Source organism: Lelliottia sp. 7254-16, assembly GCF_002922995.1.
Classification (GTDB): Bacteria; Pseudomonadota; Gammaproteobacteria; order Enterobacterales; family Enterobacteriaceae; genus Enterobacter; species Enterobacter jeotgali.
On sequence record NZ_PQVS01000022.1, the window covers coordinates 1 to 24,363 of the forward strand.

Sequence of the window (24,363 nt, forward strand, 5' to 3'; positions counted from 1 at the left end):
GGCCTGCCGCCAGCGTTCAATCTGAGCCATGATCAAACTCTTCAATTTAAGTTTGATGCTCGTGAATTAAACTTCGTAATGAATTACGTATGTTCACTCAGAGACTTTGGTATTCATTTAGCGTCTTGCGACGTTTAGAATCCATGTCACTTTGAGTGCCCACACAGATTGTCTGATAAATTGTTAAAGAGCAGTGCCGCTTCGTTTTTCTCAACGGCGCGGGGTGTGCATATTACGCCCCCCCGCTTCAGAGTCAAGCTTTATTTTCGCTTTTCTCTGTTGGTGTTCATCACTGAACCCCGCTAACCCGGCGGCCTGTATGCCGTTGTTCCGTGTCAGTGGAGGCGCATTATAGGGAGTTCTTCGGCAGTGACAAGCATAAAATTCAAAAAAGTTATCGTTCGCTTATTTTTCAAACTTACCGTTGATTAAACATGCGAACTGCCCGTTAATTGCGCGATTTCTCGGGCAAAACTGGCCACCTGCGGCCAGTCGGTATAAACCACTTCTTTACGCGTGTCGGTTTCGCCACCGGTCATCTTCATAATCAAGCGGATCATAAAGCGGTCATACCAGCTGTAGCGTGGATAACGCAGCGCCCCCGCAAAGACGGCGCACAGCTCTGGCTGCCACGGCGAGTTCAACAGGAACTTGCGCGTGTAGCTATTCGTCTGCGGCGTGCGCTTCTCTGCTTTACGCGCCACCAGATTCACGGAGTAGAACGCACCCGGCAGAGTCATTAAGGTGTCGAGATGCTTTTTCACAAAGCGATCCAACGCCGGATGGAAATGGCCATAACGTATAGAAGCACCAATGACCACGCGATCGTAATCGGCCCACTGAATCTCTTCGGTCCGATTCAGATTCACCACATCGGCGTAAACGCCCTGCTCTTTCAATTCCGACGCCAGATAAGAGGCAATCTCACGCGTCTGACCGTCGCGCGTCGAGAATAAAATTAATGTCTTCACCAGATAAGTCCTTACTCGCGCCAGAATGTTGGGGTAAACAGCACCAGCAGCGTAAACACCTCAAGACGGCCAAACAGCATGTTGGCAATCAAGATCCATTTCGCAACCGGGTTCATACTGGCAAAGTTATCCGCCACCACGCCAAGCCCTGGCCCCAGGTTATTGAGCGTCGCCACGACAGAAGCAAACGCCGAGAAATCATCCACGCCGGTGGCAATAATCGCCAGCATGCTGACGATAAAGACCAGCGCGTAGGCAGAAAAGAAGCCCCACACCGCTTCGAGAATACGTTCCGGCAGCGCGCGGTTGCCAAGCTTAATGCTATACACCGCATTCGGGTGTACCAGACGTTTCAGCTCACGGTTGCCCTGTTTGAACAGGAGCAGAATACGGATGACCTTCAGCCCCCCGCCCGTCGACCCCGCACAGCCGCCGATAAAAGCAGAGCATAAAAGCAGGACCGGCAGGAACAGCGGCCAGCGGGCGATGCTGTCGGTGGTAAAGCCCGCAGTGGTTGCCATCGACACCACCTGGAAGAAGGCCTGGTTAACGGTGGTCACCGCCGAGCTGTAAACATCGTGGAACCACAGCACCAGGGTGCAGATGATCACCAGCGTCAGCTGGACACCGATAAACATTCTAAATTCCGGGTCACGCCAGTAAACCCTCAGGCTACGTCCACTTAATAAAGAGAAGTGCAGGCCGTAGTTACACCCGGAGATCAGCAGGAAGATAGCAATAATGGTGTTGATGGTCGGGCTGTCGAAGTAGCCGACGCTAGCGTCGTGAGTCGAGAACCCGCCAATCGCAATCGTCGAAAAGCTGTGTCCAATCGCATCGAAAGCAGGCATCCCGGCAAACCACAGGGCCAGCGCACAGGCGACGGTCAGTAATACGTAGATAAACCAGAGCGTTTTTGCCGTCTCCGCAATACGCGGGCGCATTTTGTTATCTTTCAGCGGCCCCGGCATTTCAGCGCGATAGAGCTGCATCCCGCCGACGCCCAATATCGGCAGAATCGCGACGGCGAGGACGATGATCCCCATCCCGCCGAACCATTGCAGCATCTGGCGATAAAAGAGGATGGCGTGCGGCAACGAGTCCAGCCCCACCAGCGTGGTGGCGCCCGTCGTCGTCAGCCCGGAGAAGGATTCAAAAAACGCGTCGGTGACGGTCAGATTAGGCTGTTCCGCGAAGATAAACGGCAGCGCACCCACGCTACCCAGCACGGTCCAGAACAGCACCACAATCAGAAAGCCCTCGCGGGACTTCAGCTCGCCCTTCTCACGGCGGTTAGGCCACCAGAGAATCGAGCCAATCACCAGCGCGGCGAAGAAGGTCTGCGTGAACGCGCGCCCCGCGCCGTCCCGATAGATAAGCGCTACCAGCCCTGGGAGGATCATCGTCCCGGAAAAAAGTATGACCAGCAGTCCAACGATTCGGGTTATGGCACGAAAATGCATCTCTGCCGTTCCTTTGGTATTCAAAAAGTAAGGTGGGGATTATTCTTCAATCGGCAGTAATTGCAACGCACCACGACTAAAATCAGCCAGTTTTGCTGAAAAAGCCGTCAGTTCCGCCTGAGGAAGCGCCACGCGTAATTGGACCGTCGCCTGGTAATCACTCTGCACAATCACGCCGTTAAATTGCTTAAGCAGCGTTTCGATGCCAGATAACTGAGCGTAATCACACAACAAAGTATATTCGGTCAGTGGCGTTTTGCGGACCGTCTTCAGCAGATTTAGCGCCTGCTGCACACCCCCACCGTAGGCTTTGACCAGCCCACCGGTTCCTAACAGGATGCCGCCGTAGTAACGAACCACAACGGCAGTTATCTCTCCGACGCCACTTCCCATCAACTGAGAGAGCATCGGTTTACCCGCCGTGCCTGCGGGTTCACCATCATCAGAAAAGCCAAGCTGCTGCGAATCATTCGGCGGACCAGCGACCCACGCCACGCAGTGGTGACGGGCGTCGGGATGCTCCGCGCGAATGGATTCAACGAATGCTTTCGCCGCCTCCACGCCATCGGTATGGGCCAACAGCGTGATAAAGCGGCTCTTTTTGATCTCTTCAACGAAGATGACCGGCTCGGCCGGTATCAGCCAGCTATCCATCACGCCAGTTTCTGGTCTCGCGTCATGTTCTCAATGCTGTTTTCGTGGATCACCACGTTATCTTCAATACGAATGCCACCGAACGGTTTCAGCGCTTCAATTTTCTGCCAGTTGAAGTGTTTGCTGAATTGACCGTCACGCCACGGCTGCAGCAGAGAATCGATGAAATAAATGCCCGGCTCGATGGTCAGCACCATACGCGGCTGCAGCACGCGAGTGCAGCGCAGATAAGGATATTTCGACGGTGCCGCCAGATGCGTACCGGTATCATCCTGCATAAAGCCAGCCACATCGTGAACCTGCAGACCCAACGGATGACCAATCCCGTGCGGCATAAATGGCCCAGTGAGATCGTTTTCCACCATCGCCTCTTCGCTCATGTCCGTCACAATCTGGTGCTTACGCAGCAGTTTGGCAATGCGCTGATGGAACTGAATGTGGTAATCGACGTAGCTGGTCCCCGCTTTCAGGGTGCTGATAAGTGCCAGCTGTTCGTCATTCACGTCTTTGATCAGATGCGCGAAATCGTTGTCCGCGTTTGCCGCCCAAGTACGGGTGAGGTCGGCCGCGTAGCCGTTGTACTCAGCGCCCGCATCCAGCAGGAAGCTACGCATCTCGGCCGGTGCGCGGTGATCCAGTTTGGTGTAGTGCAGCACGGATGCATGCTCGTTCAGTGCCACGATATTGCTGTACGGCACGTCGGTATCCCGATGGCCCGTCGCGGTCAGGTACGCCTGATTGATATCGAACTCGCTCATCCCGGACAGGAAGGCTTCATGGGCCGCCTGATGACCGTTCACCGCCGTTTTCTGCGCTTCACGCATGCAGGAAAGCTCATAGTCGGTCTTATACGAGCGGTAATAGTGCAGATAATCGATCACCCCTTTCGGGTTGATGTTATCCGCTGGAATCTCCAGACCCAGAGCACGTTCCGGCACCGGACCGATATAGCCGATATTGCCGCGCGCAGCGGGCAGCTGACTGCCGATCCCGTCGGCTTTTGGCAGGGCAATCACGTCAACTTCTTCGGTCCAGAAGCTGGTCGGCAGCGGTTCCACGTTGTGCCAGTAATCAACCGGCAGATAGAACCACAGTTTCGGCTTGTTCACGCCATCCACCAGCAGCCAGCAGTTCGGAACCTGTGTTACCGGCACCCAGGCTTTGAACTGAGGATTGACCTTGAACGGGTATGGATGGTCGTCCAGGAAGACGTTGACCAGCTCGCCGGAGTGAATCAGCAGCGCATCGAGCTTAAAGCGAGCCAGTACATCGCGGGTACGTTCCTGTAACGTAACAATATGATTTTTATAAAGTGAGGCCAGTGAGTCCATCATTCTTCCTTTCTTTATTGAGCTCAAGTCTTCGCATCTTAGCACACCTCGCTTTTACTGCGTGATTTCCACCGAGCGTGATCAATGCAGCAATTATTTAATGAGTGATTTGCATTTTATTAACATAAATTCCACACTCGACTTCATCTGGTATGACCAGATCCAATTGCTGGATTCAGGAGACTGACATGCTCTACAAAGGCGACACCCTGTACGTAGACTGGCTGGAAGATGGCATCGCCGAACTGGTGTTCGATGCCCCCGGCTCAGTCAACAAACTCGACACCGCGACGGTGGCCAGCCTCGGCCACGCGCTGGATGTCCTCGAAAAACAAGCTGATTTGAAAGGGCTGCTGCTGCGTTCTGAAAAAGCGGCCTTTATTGTCGGTGCCGATATCACCGAGTTCCTCTCTCTGTTCCAGGTACCGGAAGAACAGCTCAGCCAGTGGCTGCATTTTGCCAACAGCGTGTTTAATCGCCTGGAAGATCTTCCTGTCCCGACCATTTCTGCCGTCAACGGCTACGCGCTGGGTGGCGGCTGCGAATGCGTCCTGGCGACCGACTATCGTCTCGCCACGCCGGATCTGCGTATCGGTCTGCCGGAAACCAAACTGGGCATCATGCCGGGCTTCGGTGGTTCTGTGCGTATGCCACGTATGCTGGGCGCAGACAGCGCGCTGGAAATCATCGCTGCGGGTAAAGATGTGGGCGCGGAACAGGCGCTGAAAATCGGCCTGATCGACGGTGTGGTGAAGACAGAAAAACTGCGCGACGGGGCCATCGCCATTTTACGTCAGGCGATCAAGGGCGATCTCGACTGGAAAGCCAAACGCCAGCCGAAGCTCGAGCCGCTGAAACTCAGCAAAATTGAAGCCACCATGAGCTTCACCATCGCCAAAGGCATGGTGATGCAGACGGCAGGCAAACACTATCCGGCACCGATTACCGCCGTGAAAACCATCGAAGCCGCCGCACGCTTTGGCCGCGAAGAAGCCCTGAAATTAGAAAACCAAAGCTTCGTTCCGCTGGCGCACACCAGCGAAGCGCGCGCGCTGGTCGGTATTTTCCTCAATGACCAGTTCGTAAAAGGCAAAGCCAAACAGCTCACCAAAAACGTTGAAACGCCAAAACACGCGGCGGTACTCGGCGCAGGCATTATGGGCGGCGGCATCGCCTACCAGTCTGCCTGGAAAGGCGTGCCGGTGGTGATGAAAGACATCAACGAGAAATCCCTGACGCTGGGCATGAACGAAGCGGCCAAACTGCTCAACAAACAGCTCGAGCGCGGCAAGATTGACGGCCTGAAACTGGCGGGCGTGATTGCGACGATTCAGCCGACGCTGGACTACACCGGTTTCGATCGCGTTGACGTGGTCGTTGAGGCCGTCGTCGAAAACCCGAAAGTGAAAAAAGCGGTGCTGGCCGAAACGGAAGAGAAAGTGCGCCCGGATACGGTTCTGGCGTCCAACACCTCGACCATTCCGATCGGCGAACTGGCCAGCGTGCTGCAACGCCCGGAAAACTTCTGCGGGATGCACTTCTTTAACCCGGTCCACCGTATGCCGCTGGTCGAAGTCATTCGCGGGGAAAAAACCTCCGATCAAACTATCGCTAAAGTGGTGGCGTGGGCCAGCAAAATGGGCAAAACCCCAATTGTGGTCAACGACTGTCCAGGCTTCTTCGTCAACCGCGTGCTGTTCCCGTACTTCGCCGGATTCAGCCAGCTGCTGCGCGACGGCGCGGACTTCCGCAAAGTCGATAAAGTGATGGAAAAAGTGTTCGGCTGGCCGATGGGCCCGGCGTACCTGCTGGATGTGGTCGGCATCGACACCGCGCACCACGCGCAGGCCGTGATGGCCGCTGGTTTCCCGCAGCGTATGCAGAAAGATTATCGTGACGCCATCGACGCACTGTTCGACGCCAATCGCTTTGGGCAGAAAAACGGTCTTGGCTTCTGGCGCTATAAAGAAGACAACAAAGGCAAGCCGAAGAAAGAAGACGATGCCGCCGTTGAAGATCTGCTGGCTGACGTCAGCCAGGCCAAACGTGACTTCAGCGACGAAGAGATCATCGCCCGCATGATGATCCCAATGGTCAACGAAGTGGTGCGTTGCCTGGAAGAAGGCATTATCGCAAGCCCGGCAGAAGCGGATATGGCGCTGGTCTACGGCCTCGGTTTCCCTCCGTTCCACGGCGGCGCGTTCCGCTGGCTGGATACGCTCGGCAGCGCGAAATATCTCGACATGGCGCAGCAATACCAGCATCTCGGGGCGTTGTATGAAGTGCCGGAAGGCCTGCGCAATAAAGCGCGTCATAACGAACCATACTATCCCCCAGTTGCGCCTGCCCGTCCGGTCGGCGAGCTGAAAACGGCTTAAGGAGTCACAATGGAACAGGTTGTCATTGTCGATGCAATTCGCACCCCGATGGGCCGTTCAAAGGGCGGCGCATTCCGCAACGTGCGCGCGGAAGATCTCTCCGCGCACCTGATGCGTAGCCTGCTGGCGCGTAACCCCGCGCTGGAAGCGGCGGCGCTGGACGATATTTACTGGGGCTGCGTGCAGCAAACTCTGGAGCAGGGCTTTAACATCGCCCGTAACGCCTCGCTGCTGGCAGAAATTCCGCACTCGGTTCCGGCGGTCACCGTCAACCGTCTGTGCGGTTCGTCGATGCAGGCGCTGCACGATGCGGCCCGCATGATCATGACCGGCGATGCGCAGGTGTGCATGGTCGGTGGCGTGGAACACATGGGCCATGTACCGATGAGCCACGGCGTCGATTTCCACCCAGGCATGAGCCGCAACGTGGCAAAAGCTGCCGGTATGATGGGGCTGACCGCCGAGATGCTCTCCCGCATGCACGGCATCAGCCGCGAAATGCAGGACGCCTTTGCCGCGCGTTCCCACGCTCGCGCCTGGGCCGCCACACAATCCGGTGCGTTTAAAAATGAGATCCTCCCGACCGGCGGCCATGACGCGGACGGCGTGCTGAAACAGTTCTTCTACGACGAAGTGATTCGCCCGGAAACCACCATTGAAGCGTTGTCCACCCTGCGCCCGGCGTTTGACCCGGTCACCGGCACGGTGACGGCAGGGACATCTTCTGCCCTTTCCGACGGTGCGGCGGCGATGCTGGTGATGAGCGAAAGCCGCGCCCGCGAGTTAGGTTTAACCCCGCGCGCTCGTATACGTTCAATGGCGGTTGTCGGATGTGACCCGTCTATTATGGGTTATGGTCCGGTTCCGGCGTCAAAACTGGCGCTGAAAAAAGCCGGTCTGACGACCAGCGATATCGACCTGTTTGAGATGAACGAAGCGTTCGCCGCGCAGATCCTGCCGTGCATTAAGGATCTGGGGCTGATGGAGCAGATCGACGAGAAGATCAACCTCAACGGCGGCGCGATCGCCCTCGGTCATCCGCTGGGTTGTTCGGGTGCACGTATCAGCACCACACTGATTAACCTGATGGAACGCAAAGACGCCCAGTTTGGTCTGGCGACGATGTGCATCGGGTTGGGTCAGGGGATCGCAACGGTGTTTGAGCGAGTGTGAGCAAGATAACGTAGGCCCGATAAGCGAAACGCCATCGGGCAACAAGCCGGGGGCGCTGCGCTTGCCCGGCCTACAATCATTTAGTCTCAGAGAGTTTAGTTGCCGTTTTTCCCGCCTGTCAGGGGCGGGTTTTTTATTGGTTCCCTCGCCCCTTTGGGGAGAGGGTTAGGGTGAGGGGCAAAGGCCGCGCCTTAGATAAACGCAAACGCATCGCCGAACAGGCGGTCTTCACGCGCATTACGCTCATGACAGAATAGATCGCGGGCAATCTTCGCCATTTCAAAACGACCGGCAATATAGATATCGTGTCCGGCCAGCGTACCGTGATCCTGCAATACCGCCGTCAGCACCGTTCCTGAACGTCCACGCCATCCCTCTTCCGGCTGCTCCACCACTGGCTCAACGCGCAGATTCGGGTGCGTCACGCTCAGTGATTCCAGCTCGGACAGATCGTAGAGATGTTTCTCTTCGCGGCCACCCCAGTAGATAGTGATATCGCGATTTGGATTTTGCGAAAGCGCGGTCAGCAGAATCGAACGCACGTAGGAGAAGCCCGTGCCACCAGCGATTAGGATCAGTGGACGGTCTTCGTCTTCGCGCAGCCAGGCTTCGCCGTGCGGAATATCCACGTCGATTTCACGCTCTTTCAGGATGCGGTCCATCACCGCCATGGCATACAAATTAAGCTCTGACGCACCGATATGCAGCTCAATAAATTCCTGCTCAGCTGGCGTAGACGCCATAGAGAAAGGGCGCTTATCACGTTCATCCATCACCACCATCAAATATTGGCCCGCGCGGAATGAAAACGCCGCCTCCGGAACCAAACGGACGCGATATACGGTGTCGGTGATAGCATCTACCGAGGTCACTTTACAGCTTAAGGTTGTCATTCGCTCTCTCTGTCGGGAAGTCTATAGGGCTTAACGGTCAGTCTCTGGCTTACCGTCATTCAATATGGCCAACTCGTCCCATATCGCGTCAATTCGCGCGGTCACTTCAGGATCTTTTTTAATCGGGCGACCCCATTCACGCTCGGTTTCGCCGGGCCATTTATTGGTGGCATCCAGTCCCATTTTTGAACCAAGCCCAGAAACCGGCGAGGCAAAATCCAGATAATCAATCGGTGTGTTTTCCACTAACACCGTGTCGCGCGCCGGGTCCATCCGCGTGGTGATGGCCCAGATAACGTCATTCCAGTCGCGGGCATTGACGTCGTCATCGCAGACAATAACAAATTTGGTATACATAAACTGGCGCAGGAATGACCAAACACCCATCATCACGCGCTTGGCGTGACCTGCGTACTGTTTCTTGATTGTCACCACCGCCAGGCGATAGGAGCACCCTTCCGGCGGCAGATAGAAATCGACAATTTCCGGGAACTGCTTTTGCAGAATCGGTACAAACACTTCGTTCAGCGCGACGCCTAATACCGCAGGCTCATCTGGCGGACGGCCAGTATAGGTCGAGTGATATATCGCATCGTCACGCTGAGTAATGTGCGTCACGGTAAACACCGGGAAACTATCCACTTCATTGTAGTATCCCGTGTGGTCGCCATACGGCCCTTCCGGTGCCAGTTCGCCCTGCTCGATGTAACCTTCGAGCACGATTTCCGCGCTGGCCGGCACTTCGAGGTCGTTGGAAATACACTTCACCACTTCGGTTTTGGTGCCGCGCAGCAGGCCCGCGAAAGCGTATTCCGAAAGGGTATCAGGAACCGGCGTCACCGCGCCGAGAATGGTCGCCGGATCGGCACCGAGCGCCACCGAAACCGGGAAACGCTCGCCCGGATGCGCTGCGCACCACTCCTGGAAATCAAGCGCGCCGCCGCGATGCGACAGCCAGCGCATGATCAATTTGTTTTTGCCAATTAACTGCTGGCGATAAATACCGAGATTCTGACGCTCTTTGTGTGGACCACGGGTGACGGTTAAACCCCAGGTGATCAGCGGCGCGGCATCTTCCGGCCAGCACTGCATAATCGGGATTTGCGTCAGATCGACGGCGTCACCTTCGAGGATTTTCTGCTGGCACGGCGCACCGCGCAGGCGTTTGGTCGGCATGTTCAGCACCTGCTTAAACTGCGGCAGTTTGTCGAACAGGTCGCGGAAGCCTTTCGGCGGCTCAGGTTCTTTCAGGAAAGCCAGCAGTTTACCGACTTCGCGCAGGGCACTGACATCTTCCTGCCCCATGCCCATCGCCACACGCTTTGGCGTGCCGAACAGGTTGCAGAGCACCGGCATGGTGTAGCCTTTGGGATTTTCAAACAGCAGCGCGGGGCCACCGGCACGCAGGGTGCGGTCGGCGATTTCTGTCATTTCCAGATAAGGATCAACAGGGTGCTTAATGCGTTTGAGTTCGCCCTGCTTTTCAAGCAGCGCCAGGAAGTCGCGTAGATCGTGGTATTTCATGCAGTTAGTCATGGCCTCTCGGTAAGCGCTTCATTATACGGCGTTCGTCATCATGACGCTGTAATTTTGTTAAATAAGCGTGAAGTTCTGCCTCAACTTCCCCTTTCGGCCATTATAATCACCTTAGCGATCCCGACGGGGTTTTGATATGCTTGCGCCGCGAACAAAGGGAAAGAGTGATTATGCAAGCCTGGTATTTATTGTATTGCAAACGTGGACAGATTCAGCGTGCGCAAGAACATCTTGAGCGTCAGGCAGTGAATTGTCTGATGCCCGTTATTACGCTCGAAAAATTGCTGCGCGGCAAGCGTACGACGGTCAGTGAACCGCTGTTCCCCAACTATCTTTTCGTCGAATTCGACCCGGAAGTGATCCACACCACCACCATCAACGCCACCCGTGGTGTCAGCCACTTCGTGCGCTTTGGTTCACAACCCGCTACCGTGCCTTCTACCGTGATCCACCAGCTTTCGGTCTATCAACAGCCGGAAGATATCACCGATCCTGATACGCCCTTCCCCGGCGATAACGTGGTTATCACCGAAGGCGCATTCGAAGGATTCCAGGCGATTTTTGCGGAGCCAGACGGCGAAGCGCGTTCTATGCTGCTGCTGAATTTTCTCAATAAGCAGGTCCGTCAGAGCGTCAAAAACACTGAATTCCGCAAAGTTTAAAACGTTACGCCAAACAAACGACGCACGTTGTCATCCGTCTGCGCGTCCAGCCAGGCCAGTTCCTCACCCCGCCAGTGCGCAATCCGCTCAAGGATATGGCCCAGATAAGCCGGTTCATTGCGTCGCGACGCGGGTTTGGGGCGCATATCGCGCGGCAGAAGATACGGCGCATCCGTTTCGACCAGCAGCCGATCGGCAGGAATGACCGGCAACAGCTCGCGCAGTTCCAGCCCACGACGCTCGTCGCACACCCAGCCGGTAATGCCCAGATACAACCCACGATCCAGACAATCCATCGCCTCCTGACGGGAGCCGGTAAAACAGTGCAGGACTGCGCCAGGGAGTTTATCCAGCCAAGGTTCCAGCAGCGCCAGAAAGTGTTCATGGGCATCGCGACAGTGCATAAAAACAGGCATCCCGAGTTCTGCTGCCAGCGCCAGCTGTGCGGTGAAGGCCCGTTCCTGCTCCGCTGGGGTAGAAAAATTACGGTTGAAATCGAGGCCACATTCGCCGATTGCCACCACTTCTGGCGTATTCGCCAGCGCATACAGCAACTCGGTGCTTTCATCGGTCCAGTGACTGCTGTCATGAGGATGCACGCCTGCGGTAGACCAGCAGCGATCAATACTTTGAGCCAACTGCTGTGCGTGCTGGCTTTCCTCAAGATTGGTGCCCGTCAGCAGCAGTCCTTTGACGCCAGCAGAAAACGCGCGCGCCACGACTTCATCGCGGTCTTTCGCAAACTGCGGGCTGGTCAGATTCAGTCCTATATCAAACATGCTTTCTCCCATATGACAACCGCCCTGTCGGGCGGCTGGTTTTACTCTTCTGTCGGCTTCTCAGCCTCATCTTCTTCGTCATCCGGTGCGCGTCGTTTACCCACATAGAATCGCGAGAAGAATACGCCAACTTCAAACAGGCAATACATCGGTATGGCCAGCAGTGTTTGCGAGAAGACATCCGGTGGCGTCAGCAGCATACCCACGACAAACGCACCGACCAGCATATACGGGCGCTTCTTACGCAGATCGTCCGGCGTGGTCACGCCCATCCAACACAGCAAGACGATGGCGACCGGTACTTCGAAGGCCACGCCAAACGCCATGAATAACGCCATCACAAAGCTGAGATAGCTGGCGATGTCCGTCGATACCTGAACCCCTTCCGGCGCGGTATGCGTCAGGAAGCCAAAGGCCAGCGGGAAGACGACGAAATACGCAAACGCCATGCCGATGTAAAACAGCAGCGAACTGGAAACCAGCAGTGGGATAACCAGCTTGCGTTCGTGTTTGTACAGCGCTGGTGCGACAAACGCCCACACCTGGTACAGAATCACGGGTGCTGAGGCAATCAGCGAAACCCAGAACGTCAGCTTGATCGGCGTAAAGAATGGAGACGCCACATCGGTGGCAATCATGGTGGCGCCCAGCGGCATTTGCTTGATCAACGGCGCGGAGACAATCTGGTAGATGTCGTTGGCGAAATAGACCAGACAAATGAAGATCAGAAAAACAGCAATAATACTGTTTAACAGGCGCTTACGCAGCTCTATGAGATGCGTAATGAGTGGTTGAGTATCATCTACTGCCATGTTTACGCTTTATCACTCGACGAAGGGGCGGATTCAGGAACGGGTGCGGCGGCTTTAACTTCTGCTGCCTTTGGTTTAACCCCAGGCTCTTGCGCTGACATGGATTCTTGTTCAACAGGTGCTTGCGCCGGTGCGCTGGCTTGATGCTCGGCATCGGCAGGCGTCACACCTTCATGCTGCGCTTCGTTATCCTTCACTAACGGATTACGAATGGTGTTGGCTTCATCGCTCGCTTTTTCAGGATCGTTGACACTGTATGAGCGCTTCATGGACTCTGCGGCTTCACGCAATTCATCCATCGAGGCTTTCAGTTCCGGCGACAGGTTATCCATGCTCGCCTTCTCAACCTTTTTCAGGCTGTCCTGAAACTCCTGAAGCTTGAGTTCCTGCGCCAGTTCATTTTGTACCGTCGTGGCCAGCGAACGCAGCGCGCGCACCCAGCCCGCAACAGTTTTTACTGCCACGGGTAAACGCTGCGGGCCTAATACGATCAGGCCAATCACGAATACCAGCAGCAGTTCACCAAAACCAATATCAAACACGACTTACACCTGCTCTTTATCGTGGCGTTTAGCGTCTTCCTTTTTGGCTTCGTCTTGTTTATCAGCGAGAGATTTAGCCGTGAAATCCGCATCCTGGCTGGATTTTTCCTGCTTGTCTTTATCTTCATCATCGCTGATGGCTTTCTTGAAGCCTTTGATGGACGCGCCAAGGTCGGAACCGATAGAACCGAGCTTTTTAGTGCCAAACAGCAGCACGACGATGACGGCAATGATTAACAATTGCCAGATACTGATACCACCCATACTACATCCTCGATAGATGATGATTAATTAATCAGGTTGCATTATACGTATGCAACCCGGCGATAGCGACGCAAATTCAGCGCGTTTTTCTCCAGCCAATCAGCCAGACCACAAGGCCTCCGGCCATCACCCAGGCGGGCATCATCTCCCAGTCCGGGCGATTAATCAGCAACAGTGTGCCACTGAGCAACAGCGTTGCACCTATCCCAAAGAGATAGCGAGATTGTCCCTGACGTACGCGGTTGGACTGAAGCTCGCGGGCGATTTTATCCATGCTGTGCTGAAGGTTCTTGCTCTGACGCAAAGTGTCGTAAACCAGTTCAGGAATCTCCGGCATTTTTTCGATCCAGAACGGCGCTTTCTCTTTAAACGCTCGCACCAGCGAAGGAATACCGACCTGATCTTTAATCCACGACTCCAGGAAAGGTTTCGCTGTTTTCCATAAGTCTAACTGAGGATAGAGCTGGCGGCCTACGCCCTCAACGTAAAGTAGTGTTTTCTGGAGTAAAACTAACTGCGGCTGCACTTCCATATTGAAGCGTCGCGCGGTATTAAACAGATTCAACAGCACGTGACCAAACGAGATTTCCGACAGCGGCTTTTCAAAAATCGGCTCGCAGACGGTGCGGATCGCAAACTCAAACTCTTCGACGTTGGTATCCGGTGGGACCCAGCCAGAGTCGACATGCAGCTCGGCCACCTTGCGGTAATCGCGGTTAAAGAAGGCGATAAAGTTCTCTGCCAGGTAGCGTTTATCTTCTTTGTTGAGAGAGCCGACAATCCCGCAGTCGATGCCGATATACTTCGGGTCTTCCGGGTGCTCGTAACTCACGAAGATGTTACCTGGATGCATATCAGCGTGGAAGAAACTGTCGCGGAACACCTGGGTGAAAAATACCTGCACCCCGCGTTCAGCCAGCAGTTTCATGTTGGTACCCTGCTTTTCCAACGCCACCACATCCGAAACGGGAATACCGTAGATGCGCTCCATGACCATCATGTTCTGACTGCAGTAGTCGGAATAGACTTCCGGTACGTACAGCATCGGGCTGTTTTCAAAGTTACGGCGCAGCTGGATGGCGTTGGCCGATTCGCGCAGTAAATTCAACTCGTCGATCAGCGTTTTTTCATACTCGCGGACCACTTCCATTGGACGCAGACGACGGCCATCCGGCAGCAAACGGGGAACCCAGCGCGCCAGACGGTAAATCAGCTTCATGTCCGCTTTGATAACCGGCAGGATATCCGGGCGGATCACCTTGATGACGATCTCTTTGCCGTTCTCTTTCAGCCGTGCGGTGTGTACCTGAGCAATAGATGCAGAGGCCAGCGGGGTGATTTCGAAATCATCAAACCAGGTTTCAACCGGAATGTTCCCCATCGCCTCTTCGATTTGCTGTTTGGCTCGCGCACCGTCGAAGGGTGCCACGCGGTCCTGTAACAACGCCAGCTGATCGGCAATTTGCGGTGGGAAGAGATCGCGGCGGGTCGAGAGCATCTGCCCGAATTTAATCCAGACCGGACCAAGCTCCTGCAACGCCAGGCGTAAACGCTCGCCCAGCGGCTGGTCTTTATGACGATTTGGCATCCAGAACAGCATACGCCGACCGATTCGCAGCGGCAGCGTGATACGCATTTTGGGGATAAGCTCGTCGAGCCCGTAACTCAAAAAGGTGCGAACGATAAAGTAGAGGCGCCGAATTTCACCAGGCGTCATTTGCCCTCCAGTTTTTCCAGGCGTTGGGTAAACGCGTCAACCGCACGTTCAACGGCAGCAGACTCTTCCGCAAACCACGCCATCTCCAGTGGACCGGGCGCCATGCGCCACTCTTCGGTTAGCACTTCGGCAACGTATCGTTGCTGACGTTGCATCCCTTTACTTAAAAACGACGAGCCACCGCGAATAAACTTACCGATGCCTTCAGCCACAATGTCGCCAGTGTAAGGAGCCAACAACTCCGCCGGATCAAACTCGGCCAGATCGGCCAGAGCAACGAAGTTTTGTACCACCTGAAGATCGCCTTCAACTTCCAGCTCGCCGCTGCGAATCAGCGCCGTCAATTGCTGGCGGTCGCGCAGTTTTGGCAGCACGTTCATGTGTGTGATGACAGAACAGTCGGCCTCGCCTTCCCACTCTCCCAGCACATCAAGTTGGCGCTCACTGAAGACCAACACCAGCGGCGTCGAGAACTCTTTTAAGACGACACGCAGCACCTTCCCGTTCAGTCGCTGACGCGCCGTTTTCAGCGCCGGCGAGCGATAAAGAAAGGTGTTCAGGACATTCTCGATGCCTGCGGTGATTAACGGTTTAAAAGGCATGATTTGCCTCCACTCAGAACTTGTAGCCGCGATGCAGCGCGACAACACCCGCCGTCAGGTTGAAGTACTCAACGTTTTCAAACTCGGCATCCTGCATCATGGCTTTTAATGTTTCCTGATCCGGGTGCATACGGATAGATTCCGCCAGATAGCGATAGCTTTCTGCGTCGTTAGCCACCATCTCACCAATACGCGGCAAGATGTGGAACGAGTAGGCGTCATACGCTTTACTCAGCGGTTCAATAATCGGTTTGGAGAATTCCAGCACCAGCAGACGTCCACCCGGCTTCAGCACGCGGTACATGGAACGCAGCGCTTTCTCTTTTTCGGTGACATTGCGCAGGCCAAAAGAGATGGTGATGCAATCGAAGGTGTTATCCGGGAACGGCAGGGCTTCTGCGTTAGCCTGGACATATTCAACGTTACCGACAACGCCGATGTTGCGCAGCTTTTCGCGCCCCATTTTCAGCATTGAATCGTTGATATCAGCTAGCACTACGCGACCTGTTTCACCGACCATACGGGAGAACTTGGCGGTCAAATCGCCGGTCCCCCCCGCAAGATCCAGAACGGTTTGACCACGGCGAACACCGCTACAGTCGATAGTAAAACGCTTCCACAAGCGATGAATGCCGAATGACATCAGGTCATTCATGACATCGTACTTTGACGCCACAGAATGGAATACGTGGGCCACCATGTCAGCTTTCTGCTCTTTGGCGACAGTCTGGAAGCCAAAGTGCGTTGTTTCTTGTGAATCTTCAACCATCTCAGTGCCTGCTAATCAGTCAAATGTGCGTGAAGTGTATCAGATTGGACGCGTTTGCCCTACGATTCAACCACCCTGGAAGAATCGCTCTGACTACGTTTCGGACGACGTTTGCGCCACTAAATCATTGTCGCTACTGCGTATATTTTGCTCACTATCCGCACCGCGCAGACGGTATTCCTCATCCTGCGCAACGGCTTGTTCGGCCAATTCCGGATTAATCTCGCGCTTCACCTCCACGCCCAGCGTGCGGAATGCCTCGGCCTGGGAGAGTAAATTGCCGCGTCCGGATGAGAGTTTTTTCATCGCCTGACGGTAGTTATCCTGCGCGCGATCCAGGCTTTGCCCTACGGATGTCATATCGTCGACAAACAGGCGCATTTTGTCATATAGCTTGCTGGCACGATCGGCGATCTGCTGCGCGTTGCGGCTCTGATGTTCGTAACGCCACAGGTTAGCTATGGTACGCAACGCCACCAGCAGCGTAGTTGGACTCACTAGCATAATGTTGTTTTTCAGCGCTTCAGTGATCAGCTCCGGCTGCCTGTCGAGCGCCAGTAAAAACGCCGGCTCGACGGGGATAAACATCAGCACATAGTCCAGCGAACGCAGGCCGGGAAGCTGCTGGTAATCCTTACGGCCCAACAGGCGGATATGGTTTCGCACGGAAGCGATGTGTTCCTGCAGCGCAGATTCGCGGGTGAAGTCGTCTTCGGCATTGAAGTAGCGCTCGTAGGCCACCAGCGTCATTTTGGCATCGATAACCACGTCTTTGCCCTGCGGCAAACGCACAATCACATCGGGCTGCATTCGCGAGCGGGTATCGGTCTCGATGCTGACCTGAGTTTCATATTCGTGGCCATCGCGCAGCCCGGAAGCCTCCAGTACGCGAGTCAGCACGACTTCCCCCCAGTTGCCCTGAGTTTTGTTATCACCTTTTAGCGCGCGCGTCAGATTGACCGCCTCTTGCGCCATTTGCGCATTTAGCTGTTGAAGATTACGGATCTCGTGCGCCAGCGTGTGGCGCTCGCGCGCTTCCATGCCAAAGCTGTCCTGTACCTGTTTACGAAATCCGTCGAGCTGTTCACGCAGCGGCGTCAGCAGGCCATTCAGGCTTTGGCGGTTTTGTTCATCGACGCGGCGGTTACTGTGTTCGAAAATACGGTTGGCGAGGTTTTCGAACTGCTCGCTGAGGCGCTGTTCGCTGTTGATCATCTGGCGGATTTTATCTTCCGCATGCAGCTGAGTAGATTCCAGACGGGTGGTCACTTCGCGGAGATCGGCTTCGAGGGAGGTATTGATATCGCGCAGATTGCGCAATTCGTTGTTAAGCAACTCGCATTCATCGCGCCAGTGGCCGCTCTGAGCCAACTGCTGTTTCGTCGCGCTGAGCTCAGCCACCATCTCTTCACGATCGGCCAATTGTTCGGCTTTGTGCTGCGCGTGTTGATAGCCGGAAATCAGCCAGCCAATGGCTAAGCCCGCCAGCGCTATCGCCGCATAAATGATGATTGAGATGTCCACTACGCCCCCTGCGTCAAACCGTTACCGCACAAAATATAATTGTGCTGTATAAACGTCCAGTTTGAAAGGGCTTTCCTGCGAGGCGTTACGCAAAAAGAAAAGGCCGAACGCGTCGGCCTTGAACAGAATGCAGTGCGATTAGATCAGGCGGCGAGCCGCTTCAACCACGATTTTCACCGCGTGGCTTTCTGTCTGCTTCATGGTTTCTGCGTTCGGGATCTCTTGCTGGGTACGGTTGACGATAACGCCCGCCACCATACCAGCACGCAGACCCTGGCTTGCGCACATGGTCAGCAGCGTTGCAGATTCCATTTCATAGTTCATGACGCCCATCGACTGCCACTCTTCCATGGAGCCTTTGAAACGGTTGACCACGCGACCAGAGAAGGTGTCGTAACGCTCCTGGCCTGGATAGAAGGTGTCAGAAGAGGCGGTCACGCCGATGTGGGTGGTCGCACCGATAGATTTAGCCGCTTCAACCAGCGCCGTCGTACATTCGAAGTCCGCAACCGCCGGGAATTCCATCGGCGCAAAGTGCAGGCTTGCCCCGTCCAGACGTACGGACGCAGTGGTCACCAGCACGTCACCGACGCTGATATGCGGCTGAATTGCACCGGTAGTACCGATACGCAGGAAAGTACGAATGCCCAGCTGCGCCAGCTCTTCCACAGCAATAGAGGTAGACGGGCCGCCGATACCGGTCGAGCACACGATAACCGCTTTGCCATCCAGCTCTGCACGCCAGGTGGTGAATTCACGATGCGCTGCCAGCTTAACCGGCTTATCCATCAGCGCGGCGATCTTTTCCACACGCTCAGGATCGCCAGGGACGATAGCCAGCGTAGCCCCTTGTAAATCGTTTTTAGTGAGGCCGAGATGAAAAACATCAGACTTAGACATAGGTGACTCCTCTGTGGGTCGGTGTGTCAGAAGAAGTAAAACGGTACTTTACAGAAGCACCAGGCTTAATTTCGTGACGCACCTCACCATGAATGAAAATGGTTGCAGTTAATTTCCATAAAATAGTGATTTACATCACATTAACAAGTTTTATCGTTCTTAGCTGCACAAAAGATAGCCCGTTTCGGGCACTGTGAGTTGTTAACTTGAGGTCTATATTTACTTTTGCGCTTACGGGTACGGAGAATACCATGACACAAAAGACCCATTTTGCACCTGCTGCAGCCCCTCTCGCCTCCACTATTGTCTCGACGTCAGAAGAAGCCATAACGTCTGGCGAAACCTCGATCCCGTCGCAGGGTGAGAACATGCCCGCCTACCACGCGCGCCCGAAACAGGCAGACGGTCCATTGCCGATCGTGATTGTGGTTCAGGAAATTTTTGGCGTTCATGAACATATTCGCGATATCTGTCGCCGACTGGCGCTGGAAGGTTATCTGGCCGTCGCACCGGAGCTCTATTTCCGTCAGGGCGACCCGAACGACTACAGCGATATTCCGACCCTTTTCAGCAATCTGGTCAGCAAAGTGCCGGATGCACAGGTCCTGGCCGATCTGGACCACGTGGCGAGCTGGGCGGCGCGTAACGGCGGCGATTCGCATCGTCTGTTGGTGACCGGTTTTTGCTGGGGCGGGCGTATCAGTTGGCTGTATGCCGCGCACAATCCGCAGCTTAAGGCTGCTGTGGCGTGGTATGGCAAACTGGTCGGTGAGAAAACGTTGAATTCGCCGAAACATCCGGTGGATATCGCCACCGATCTTAACGCGCCAGTCCTGGGCCTTTACGGCGGACAGGATACCGGGATCACGCTTGAGAGCGTAGAGACCATGCGTCAGGCGCTGCGTGCCGCCAATGCCAAAGCCGAGATCGTCGTTTATCCCGACGCGGGCCACGCCTTTAACGCTGATTATCGCCCGAGCTATCACCAAGAATCCGCCAAAGATGGCTGGCAGAGAATGCTGGCGTGGTTCAGGCAGTATGGCGCGAAAAAGAGTTAAGTCGCTCACACATTGACGCAACACCCGCAGCGGTTGTTTGACTTTTCAACAGATTTTGGTCGATATAAAAGCACAGGCGTGTAACTACGATCCGTAGGCAAGACCTGAAGCCCATCTCTCCTTCTCAGGAGGAATGGGCTTCAGGTCTTTTTTTTTGCTCTGGAGACAGGGGCCAGACATGAATCACTTGCAGACAGCACTGGATATCATCGCCCAGGTGGGTGGCGCTGAAAACATCGAACACCTTGAACATTGCTCCACCCGTTTACGGTTGAGTCTGTACGACAACAGCAAAGTGAACGAGACAGAACTGGCGAAAATTGACGGCGTGCTGGGCGTGCGTGTTAACGTGCAGTGCCAGGTGATCATCGGCCATGAGGTGGTTCAGGTTTATGAAGCGGCGCGCTCACTTGTCGGTTCGCCACAGGCAAATGCACCAACTCAGACCGCAAAACCTAACCGTGGCGTGCAGATTGTCGACTTTGTTATTAGCGTGTTTCAGCCACTGGTACCCGCCATCGCGGGCGGTGGGGTACTCAAATCGCTCCTGTTACTGCTCGACGTACTCGGCTGGCTTAGTCGCGACAGTTCCACCTACAAAGTGCTGGATAACATCGGCTCTGCCCCGCTCTATTTCCTCCCGATTCTGGTCGCAATTACCACCGCGACGAAGCTAAAAGTGAACGTACTGGTTGCTGTCTCGGCCGTTGCAGTGATGGTGTTACCGGCGATGACGAAACAACTCGCTGATGGCGCTGAGTTTATGTCGTTCGATCTGCGCAATGTGGCGTATGCCTCTCAGGTCTTCCCGGCCATTCTTTGCGTGCTGTTTTACGCTCAGACCGAGAAATTGTTTAACCGCTATTCTCCAGGCGCACTGCGTATTTTCCTCTCGCCGATGCTCTCGCTTTTGGTCACCGTACCGGTCACTTTGTTGATTCTCGGGCCGTTAGGATATGAACTTGGTGCCGGGCTGGCCACCGTGATCTTATGGCTGTATAGCAAGCTGGGATTTGTGGCGACGGGTTTGCTCGCAGCCGCGCTGCCCTTTATGGTCGCCGCCGGGATGCATAAACCCATGCTGCCTTATGCAGTGGCATCAATGAGTCAGTTTGGTCGCGAAATGCTTTATTTACCCGCATCGCTGGCGCATAACATCGCCGAATCTGGGGCATGTCTGGCGATCGCGTTAAAGAGCAAAGATAAAGTCCTGAAATCCACCGCGTTCTCAGCAGGTATTTCAGCGCTATTTGGTATTACCGAACCCGCCTTGTATGGCGTCACGCTCCTGAACAAAAAAGCACTCTACAGCGTGATTGCGGGCAGCCTGGTTGGCGGCGCGTTTATTGGCTGGATGGCCATAGAAGCCTTTGCGCTGGTCGGCCCAGGGCTTGCCAGTATTTCCATGTTTGTTTCACCTGATAATCCCATGAACATCGTCTGGGCCTTCGCCGGTGCAGGCTTGTCTTTTGTCATCGCCTTCCTCAGCGCACTGCTTTTATGGCGCGATAACGTTGCGGAGCAGTCCAGCGCACTGACCCTTATCCGCCCCGTAGAAGGGCAAATCATCCCTCTTGAGAACGTCAATGACGACGTTTTCTCACGCAAGATCATGGGAGATGGCATCGCTATCATCCCTTCTCAGGGCGTTCTGCGCGCCCCCGCCCACGGCACAGTGGTGAACGTGTTTGAAAGTGGTCACGCATTGAGTTTGTTGACCGATGCGGGCGTTGAACTGATTTTTCACATCGGCATCGACACCATCAGGCTACAGGGCGAAGGATTCCACCCGCGGGTGAAAGAAGGTCAGCAGGTTAAAGAAGGCGACGTACTGATTGAATTTTCTCTCGACACCATCACCGCCGCCGGGCTGGACCCGGTGGTGGTGATGGTGGTGACAAATGGCGAAAGATTCTCGCTGACACCAGGCAGTAACAACAATAAAGACACTCACCCTCATATCATCATGACGCTTAAGGAGTCCGTGTAATGGATAAATCCCTCCCATTTCCGCAAGGTTTTTTATGGGGCGGCGCGATTGCCGCTAATCAGGCTGAAGGGGCATGGAACGTTGACGGCAAAGGACCGTCAGTCGCTGACGCCATCACCTGGAAGCCCAATCTATCGCTGAAAGACTATGACGCCCACATGGCGCTAACGGATGACAACATTCGCGATGCGTTTGAAGGCCGTAACGATGCGTTGTACCCGAAGCGGCGTGGCATAGATTTTTACCACCACTACAAAGACGATATCGCCCTGTTTGCCGAGATGGGCTTTAAGGTTTTACGCGTATCTATCGCCTGGTCGCGTATTTTCCCGACCGGTGAAGACGCCGCGCCAAATGAAGCTGGCCTGCAGTTTTACGAAGAGATGTTCCGCGAACTGCGCCGCCACAATATTGAGCCGCTCGTGACGCTTTCACATTACGAAATGCCGCTGGCGCTAAGCGAAAAGTATAACGGCTGGGTGAATCGCAACGTAGTTGACGCTTTCGTGCGCTTCAGCAATGTCTGCTTCGATCGCTATAAAGATTTGGTGCGCTACTGGCTCACGTTTAACGAGATCGACAGTATTCATCGCCACCCGTTTACTACCGCCGGGATTCGTGAAGAGAAAAGTGCACCAGGGAAAGCAAAGCAGGATATTTATCAGGGGCTGCACCACCAGTTCGTGGCGTCTGCGCTGGTGACTCGCGACTGCCACGCCAAAATTCCAGGCAGCCAGGTTGGATGTATGCTCACCAAACTCACCACCTATCCGCACAGCTGTCGCCCGCAAGACGTAGAGGCCACGCTGAAAAAGAATCTCGAAAACTATTTCTATGCCGATGTGCAGGTGTTTGGCGAATATCCACCGCTGATCCTGCGCGATCTCGCCAGCCGCGATATTCAGATTGAGATGCAGGCAGACGATCAACGCATCCTCAAAGAAAATACCGTCGATTTCGTCTCCTTTAGCTATTACATGTCGCTCACTGAATCAACGCAGGCGGACGTCGAGCGCACCGCAGGCAACACAATTCTGGGTGTGAAAAACCCGTATTTGCCGGCATCCGAATGGGGATGGCAGATTGACCCCATTGGGCTGAAAATTTCCCTGCTCGAACTTTACGATCGCTACCAGAAGCCGCTGTTTATTGTCGAGAATGGACTGGGCGCAAAAGATATTGTTGAAGAAGGGAAAATCCACGACAGCTATCGCATCGACTATTTCCGCGCCCACTTCGAGCAAACTTTGGCAGCTATTAACGAAGGGGTAGATGTGATGGGATTCACCACCTGGGGTTGTATCGACATTATCAGCGCGGGTACCTCGCAGATGTCCAAGCGCTACGGCTTTATTTATGTCGACCAGGATGATGAAGGCAACGGTACCTTAAAGCGCCTGAAAAAAGACTCCTTCTGGTGGTACCAGAGAGTGATTGCCAGCAATGGCGCTGACATGAGCTAAACGGCCAGGCCGCAGGAATAACCGTGATTACGATAAAGAAATCGCTCAATAACAGTATGCTGCTGGTTGATAACGACCAGCGGGAAATGATCCTGTTTGGCAAGGGGATTGGTTTCGGAGCCAAACCTGGCACGCACATCGATCTGGCGCAGGTAGAGAAAGTTTTTCTGCCACTCAGTGACCTGAAATCACGCCATTTTTTATCACTGACGGATACCATTCCTGCGGCACTCTTTGAAATTAGCCATGAGATTCTGACCCTCGCTCGTAGCCAGTGCGGTGAAAAACTGAATTCCGTCTTGCTGTTTACTCTCGCCGAGCATCTGCATTTTGCCGTGGAACGCTGCCGCAACGGACAGCTGATTCTGAATAAACTGAGCTGGGAAGTGAAACGCTACTACCCGCAGGAACACAGCGTCGGGATGCAGGCGCGGGCAAAAGTGAATGAGCGCTTTGACGTTGAGCTGCCGGAGGATGAAGCGGTTAATATCGCGTTTCATCTGATTAACGCCAGCAGTCAGGATGATGATAATTCCGCGCATCAGCAGGTCGAACTGGTCAACCGCATCGCTGAAATCGTGCGCTACAAACTGAGCAAAACGATTGATACGGAGTCGGTTAACTACCGGCGTTTTATCACGCATTTGCGCTATTTTGCCGAGCGAGTATTAACCGGAAAAATTGTGGTCAGCGAGACCGAGGATTTTTACCAGGAATTAATGCGCCATCGCCCGGACGCAATGACCGTCGCCTGGGTGATTCGCGATTACGTGCAGGATAAATATCAGCTTACGCTGCCAAAAGACGAGCTGACGTGGTTGAGCATTCACATCAGCCGCCTCATGGAAGGCCATGCTTAGGCCGGGCGGTTGCCCGACCATT

22 protein-coding genes are annotated in these 24,363 nt (G+C 54.6%); 7 read left to right on the forward strand and 15 right to left on the reverse strand.

All coding sequences use genetic code 11. The features are described from left to right. Positions 1–428: 428 nt before the first annotated feature. The 4 genes from hemG to pepQ are packed head-to-tail and all read right to left on the reverse strand — an operon-like array spanning position 429 to position 4,419. Positions 429–971 (reverse strand): menaquinone-dependent protoporphyrinogen IX dehydrogenase, encoded by a 543-nt coding sequence (gene hemG / locus C3708_RS21540; protein WP_095283847.1) that lies wholly within the window; start codon positions 969–971, stop codon positions 429–431. An 11-nt stretch (positions 972–982) separates the two neighbouring features. After that, positions 983–2,434, reverse strand: a complete 1,452-nt coding sequence (gene trkH / locus C3708_RS21545) for a Trk system potassium transporter TrkH (RefSeq protein WP_095283848.1) — start codon at positions 2,432–2,434, stop codon at positions 983–985. 39 nt (positions 2,435–2,473) lie between these two features. Continuing rightward, positions 2,474–3,088 carry an IMPACT family protein gene (locus tag C3708_RS21550; protein ID WP_095283849.1) on the reverse strand — a complete coding sequence of 205 codons (615 nt, stop codon included), beginning with the start codon at positions 3,086–3,088 and terminating at the stop codon, positions 2,474–2,476. Then, on the reverse strand, positions 3,088–4,419 hold the full coding sequence (pepQ, locus tag C3708_RS21555; protein ID WP_103950215.1) for a Xaa-Pro dipeptidase: 1,332 nt from the start codon (positions 4,417–4,419) through the stop codon (positions 3,088–3,090). Before pepQ ends, C3708_RS21550 begins: the two co-directional genes overlap by 1 nt. 188 nt (positions 4,420–4,607) lie before the next feature. Here pepQ and fadB point away from each other — a divergent pair, with 188 nt between their 5' ends. Further along, a complete protein-coding gene (gene fadB / locus C3708_RS21565) occupies positions 4,608–6,797 on the forward strand; it encodes a fatty acid oxidation complex subunit alpha FadB (RefSeq protein ID WP_103950216.1) in 2,190 nt (729 codons plus the stop codon). Positions 6,798–6,806: 9 nt separating this feature from the next. After that, positions 6,807–7,970, forward strand: coding sequence for an acetyl-CoA C-acyltransferase FadA (gene fadA / locus C3708_RS21570; RefSeq protein ID WP_103950217.1), 1,164 nt, complete (start codon positions 6,807–6,809; stop codon positions 7,968–7,970). Positions 7,971–8,161: 191 nt separating this feature from the next. Here the strand turns inward: fadA and fre are convergent, their stop codons facing one another. Both fre and ubiD read right to left on the reverse strand, forming a co-directional pair. Then, the gene (gene fre, locus C3708_RS21575) at positions 8,162–8,863 is read right to left on the reverse strand and encodes an NAD(P)H-flavin reductase (RefSeq protein WP_095283854.1); all 702 of its coding nucleotides are present in this window, start codon (positions 8,861–8,863) and stop codon (positions 8,162–8,164) included. A 30-nt stretch (positions 8,864–8,893) separates the two neighbouring features. After that, positions 8,894–10,399, reverse strand: coding sequence for a 4-hydroxy-3-polyprenylbenzoate decarboxylase (gene ubiD / locus C3708_RS21580; RefSeq protein ID WP_095283855.1), 1,506 nt, complete (start codon positions 10,397–10,399; stop codon positions 8,894–8,896). A gap of 170 nt (positions 10,400–10,569) precedes the next feature. Between ubiD and rfaH the strand changes: the two genes are divergently transcribed. Beyond that, positions 10,570–11,061, forward strand: a complete 492-nt coding sequence (gene rfaH, locus C3708_RS21585; RefSeq protein WP_095283856.1) for a transcription/translation regulatory transformer protein RfaH — start codon at positions 10,570–10,572, stop codon at positions 11,059–11,061. Here rfaH and tatD read toward each other — a convergent pair. The 9 genes from tatD to udp all read right to left on the reverse strand — a co-directional run bounded on the left by tatD (position 11,058) and on the right by udp (position 18,970). After that, entirely contained in the window at positions 11,058–11,840 is a 783-nt protein-coding gene (gene tatD, locus C3708_RS21590; protein ID WP_103950218.1) for a 3'-5' ssDNA/RNA exonuclease TatD, read from the reverse strand. The genes rfaH and tatD overlap by 4 nt on opposite strands. Positions 11,841–11,881: 41 nt before the next feature. Next, a complete protein-coding gene (gene tatC, locus C3708_RS21595; RefSeq protein ID WP_095283858.1) occupies positions 11,882–12,652 on the reverse strand; it encodes a Sec-independent protein translocase subunit TatC in 771 nt (256 codons plus the stop codon). A gap of 2 nt (positions 12,653–12,654) precedes the next feature. After that, a complete protein-coding gene (gene tatB / locus C3708_RS21600) occupies positions 12,655–13,194 on the reverse strand; it encodes a Sec-independent protein translocase protein TatB (RefSeq protein WP_095283859.1) in 540 nt (179 codons plus the stop codon). 3 nt (positions 13,195–13,197) lie between these two features. Continuing rightward, complete coding sequence (gene tatA, locus C3708_RS21605) at positions 13,198–13,458, reverse strand: Sec-independent protein translocase subunit TatA (protein ID WP_095283860.1); 261 nt, start codon at positions 13,456–13,458, stop codon at positions 13,198–13,200. A 76-nt stretch (positions 13,459–13,534) separates the two neighbouring features. Next, positions 13,535–15,175: a ubiquinone biosynthesis regulatory protein kinase UbiB gene (gene ubiB / locus C3708_RS21610; protein WP_095283861.1), complete on the reverse strand. Its 1,641-nt coding sequence runs from the start codon at positions 15,173–15,175 to the stop codon at positions 13,535–13,537. Continuing rightward, complete coding sequence (ubiJ, locus tag C3708_RS21615) at positions 15,172–15,777, reverse strand: ubiquinone biosynthesis protein UbiJ (RefSeq protein ID WP_095283862.1); 606 nt, start codon at positions 15,775–15,777, stop codon at positions 15,172–15,174. Before ubiJ ends, ubiB begins: the two co-directional genes overlap by 4 nt. 13 nt (positions 15,778–15,790) lie before the next feature. Next, the gene (gene ubiE, locus C3708_RS21620; protein ID WP_095283863.1) at positions 15,791–16,546 is read right to left on the reverse strand and encodes a bifunctional demethylmenaquinone methyltransferase/2-methoxy-6-polyprenyl-1,4-benzoquinol methylase UbiE; all 756 of its coding nucleotides are present in this window, start codon (positions 16,544–16,546) and stop codon (positions 15,791–15,793) included. Positions 16,547–16,639: 93 nt separating this feature from the next. Beyond that, positions 16,640–18,070, reverse strand: a complete 1,431-nt coding sequence (rmuC, locus tag C3708_RS21625; RefSeq protein WP_103950219.1) for a DNA recombination protein RmuC — start codon at positions 18,068–18,070, stop codon at positions 16,640–16,642. A gap of 138 nt (positions 18,071–18,208) precedes the next feature. Beyond that, positions 18,209–18,970 (reverse strand): uridine phosphorylase, encoded by a 762-nt coding sequence (gene udp / locus C3708_RS21630; protein ID WP_103950220.1) that lies wholly within the window; start codon positions 18,968–18,970, stop codon positions 18,209–18,211. Positions 18,971–19,221: 251 nt separating this feature from the next. Here udp and C3708_RS21635 point away from each other — a divergent pair, with 251 nt between their 5' ends. The 4 genes from C3708_RS21635 to C3708_RS21650 all read left to right on the forward strand — a co-directional run bounded on the left by C3708_RS21635 (position 19,222) and on the right by C3708_RS21650 (position 24,341). Then, complete coding sequence (locus tag C3708_RS21635; RefSeq protein ID WP_103950221.1) at positions 19,222–20,028, forward strand: dienelactone hydrolase family protein; 807 nt, start codon at positions 19,222–19,224, stop codon at positions 20,026–20,028. A gap of 178 nt (positions 20,029–20,206) precedes the next feature. Further along, entirely contained in the window at positions 20,207–22,018 is a 1,812-nt protein-coding gene (locus C3708_RS21640) for a beta-glucoside-specific PTS transporter subunit IIABC (protein ID WP_103950222.1), read from the forward strand. After that, positions 22,018–23,481, forward strand: a complete 1,464-nt coding sequence (locus C3708_RS21645; RefSeq protein ID WP_103950223.1) for a glycoside hydrolase family 1 protein — start codon at positions 22,018–22,020, stop codon at positions 23,479–23,481. Before C3708_RS21640 ends, C3708_RS21645 begins: the two co-directional genes overlap by 1 nt. A 23-nt stretch (positions 23,482–23,504) precedes the next feature. Further along, positions 23,505–24,341, forward strand: coding sequence for a PRD domain-containing protein (locus C3708_RS21650; RefSeq protein WP_095283869.1), 837 nt, complete (start codon positions 23,505–23,507; stop codon positions 24,339–24,341). Positions 24,342–24,363 lie beyond the last annotated feature (22 nt).

Coding starts and splice junctions, on each gene's coding strand:
- trkH (WP_095283848.1), bottom strand. CDS start 2,434: ATGCATTTTCGTGCCATAACCCGAATCGTTGGACTGCTGGTCATACTT.
- C3708_RS21550 (WP_095283849.1), bottom strand. CDS start 3,088: ATGGATAGCTGGCTGATACCGGCCGAGCCGGTCATCTTCGTTGAAGAG.
- pepQ (WP_103950215.1), bottom strand. CDS start 4,419: ATGGACTCACTGGCCTCACTTTATAAAAATCATATTGTTACGTTACAG.
- fadB (WP_103950216.1), top strand. CDS start 4,608: ATGCTCTACAAAGGCGACACCCTGTACGTAGACTGGCTGGAAGATGGC.
- fadA (WP_103950217.1), top strand. CDS start 6,807: ATGGAACAGGTTGTCATTGTCGATGCAATTCGCACCCCGATGGGCCGT.
- fre (WP_095283854.1), bottom strand. CDS start 8,863: ATGACAACCTTAAGCTGTAAAGTGACCTCGGTAGATGCTATCACCGAC.
- ubiD (WP_095283855.1), bottom strand. CDS start 10,399: ATGACTAACTGCATGAAATACCACGATCTACGCGACTTCCTGGCGCTG.
- rfaH (WP_095283856.1), top strand. CDS start 10,570: ATGCAAGCCTGGTATTTATTGTATTGCAAACGTGGACAGATTCAGCGT.
- tatD (WP_103950218.1), bottom strand. CDS start 11,840: ATGTTTGATATAGGACTGAATCTGACCAGCCCGCAGTTTGCGAAAGAC.
- tatC (WP_095283858.1), bottom strand. CDS start 12,652: ATGGCAGTAGATGATACTCAACCACTCATTACGCATCTCATAGAGCTG.
- tatA (WP_095283860.1), bottom strand. CDS start 13,458: ATGGGTGGTATCAGTATCTGGCAATTGTTAATCATTGCCGTCATCGTC.
- ubiB (WP_095283861.1), bottom strand. CDS start 15,175: ATGACGCCTGGTGAAATTCGGCGCCTCTACTTTATCGTTCGCACCTTT.
- ubiJ (WP_095283862.1), bottom strand. CDS start 15,777: ATGCCTTTTAAACCGTTAATCACCGCAGGCATCGAGAATGTCCTGAAC.
- ubiE (WP_095283863.1), bottom strand. CDS start 16,546: ATGGTTGAAGATTCACAAGAAACAACGCACTTTGGCTTCCAGACTGTC.
- udp (WP_103950220.1), bottom strand. CDS start 18,970: ATGTCTAAGTCTGATGTTTTTCATCTCGGCCTCACTAAAAACGATTTA.
- C3708_RS21635 (WP_103950221.1), top strand. CDS start 19,222: ATGACACAAAAGACCCATTTTGCACCTGCTGCAGCCCCTCTCGCCTCC.
- C3708_RS21640 (WP_103950222.1), top strand. CDS start 20,207: ATGAATCACTTGCAGACAGCACTGGATATCATCGCCCAGGTGGGTGGC.
- C3708_RS21645 (WP_103950223.1), top strand. CDS start 22,018: ATGGATAAATCCCTCCCATTTCCGCAAGGTTTTTTATGGGGCGGCGCG.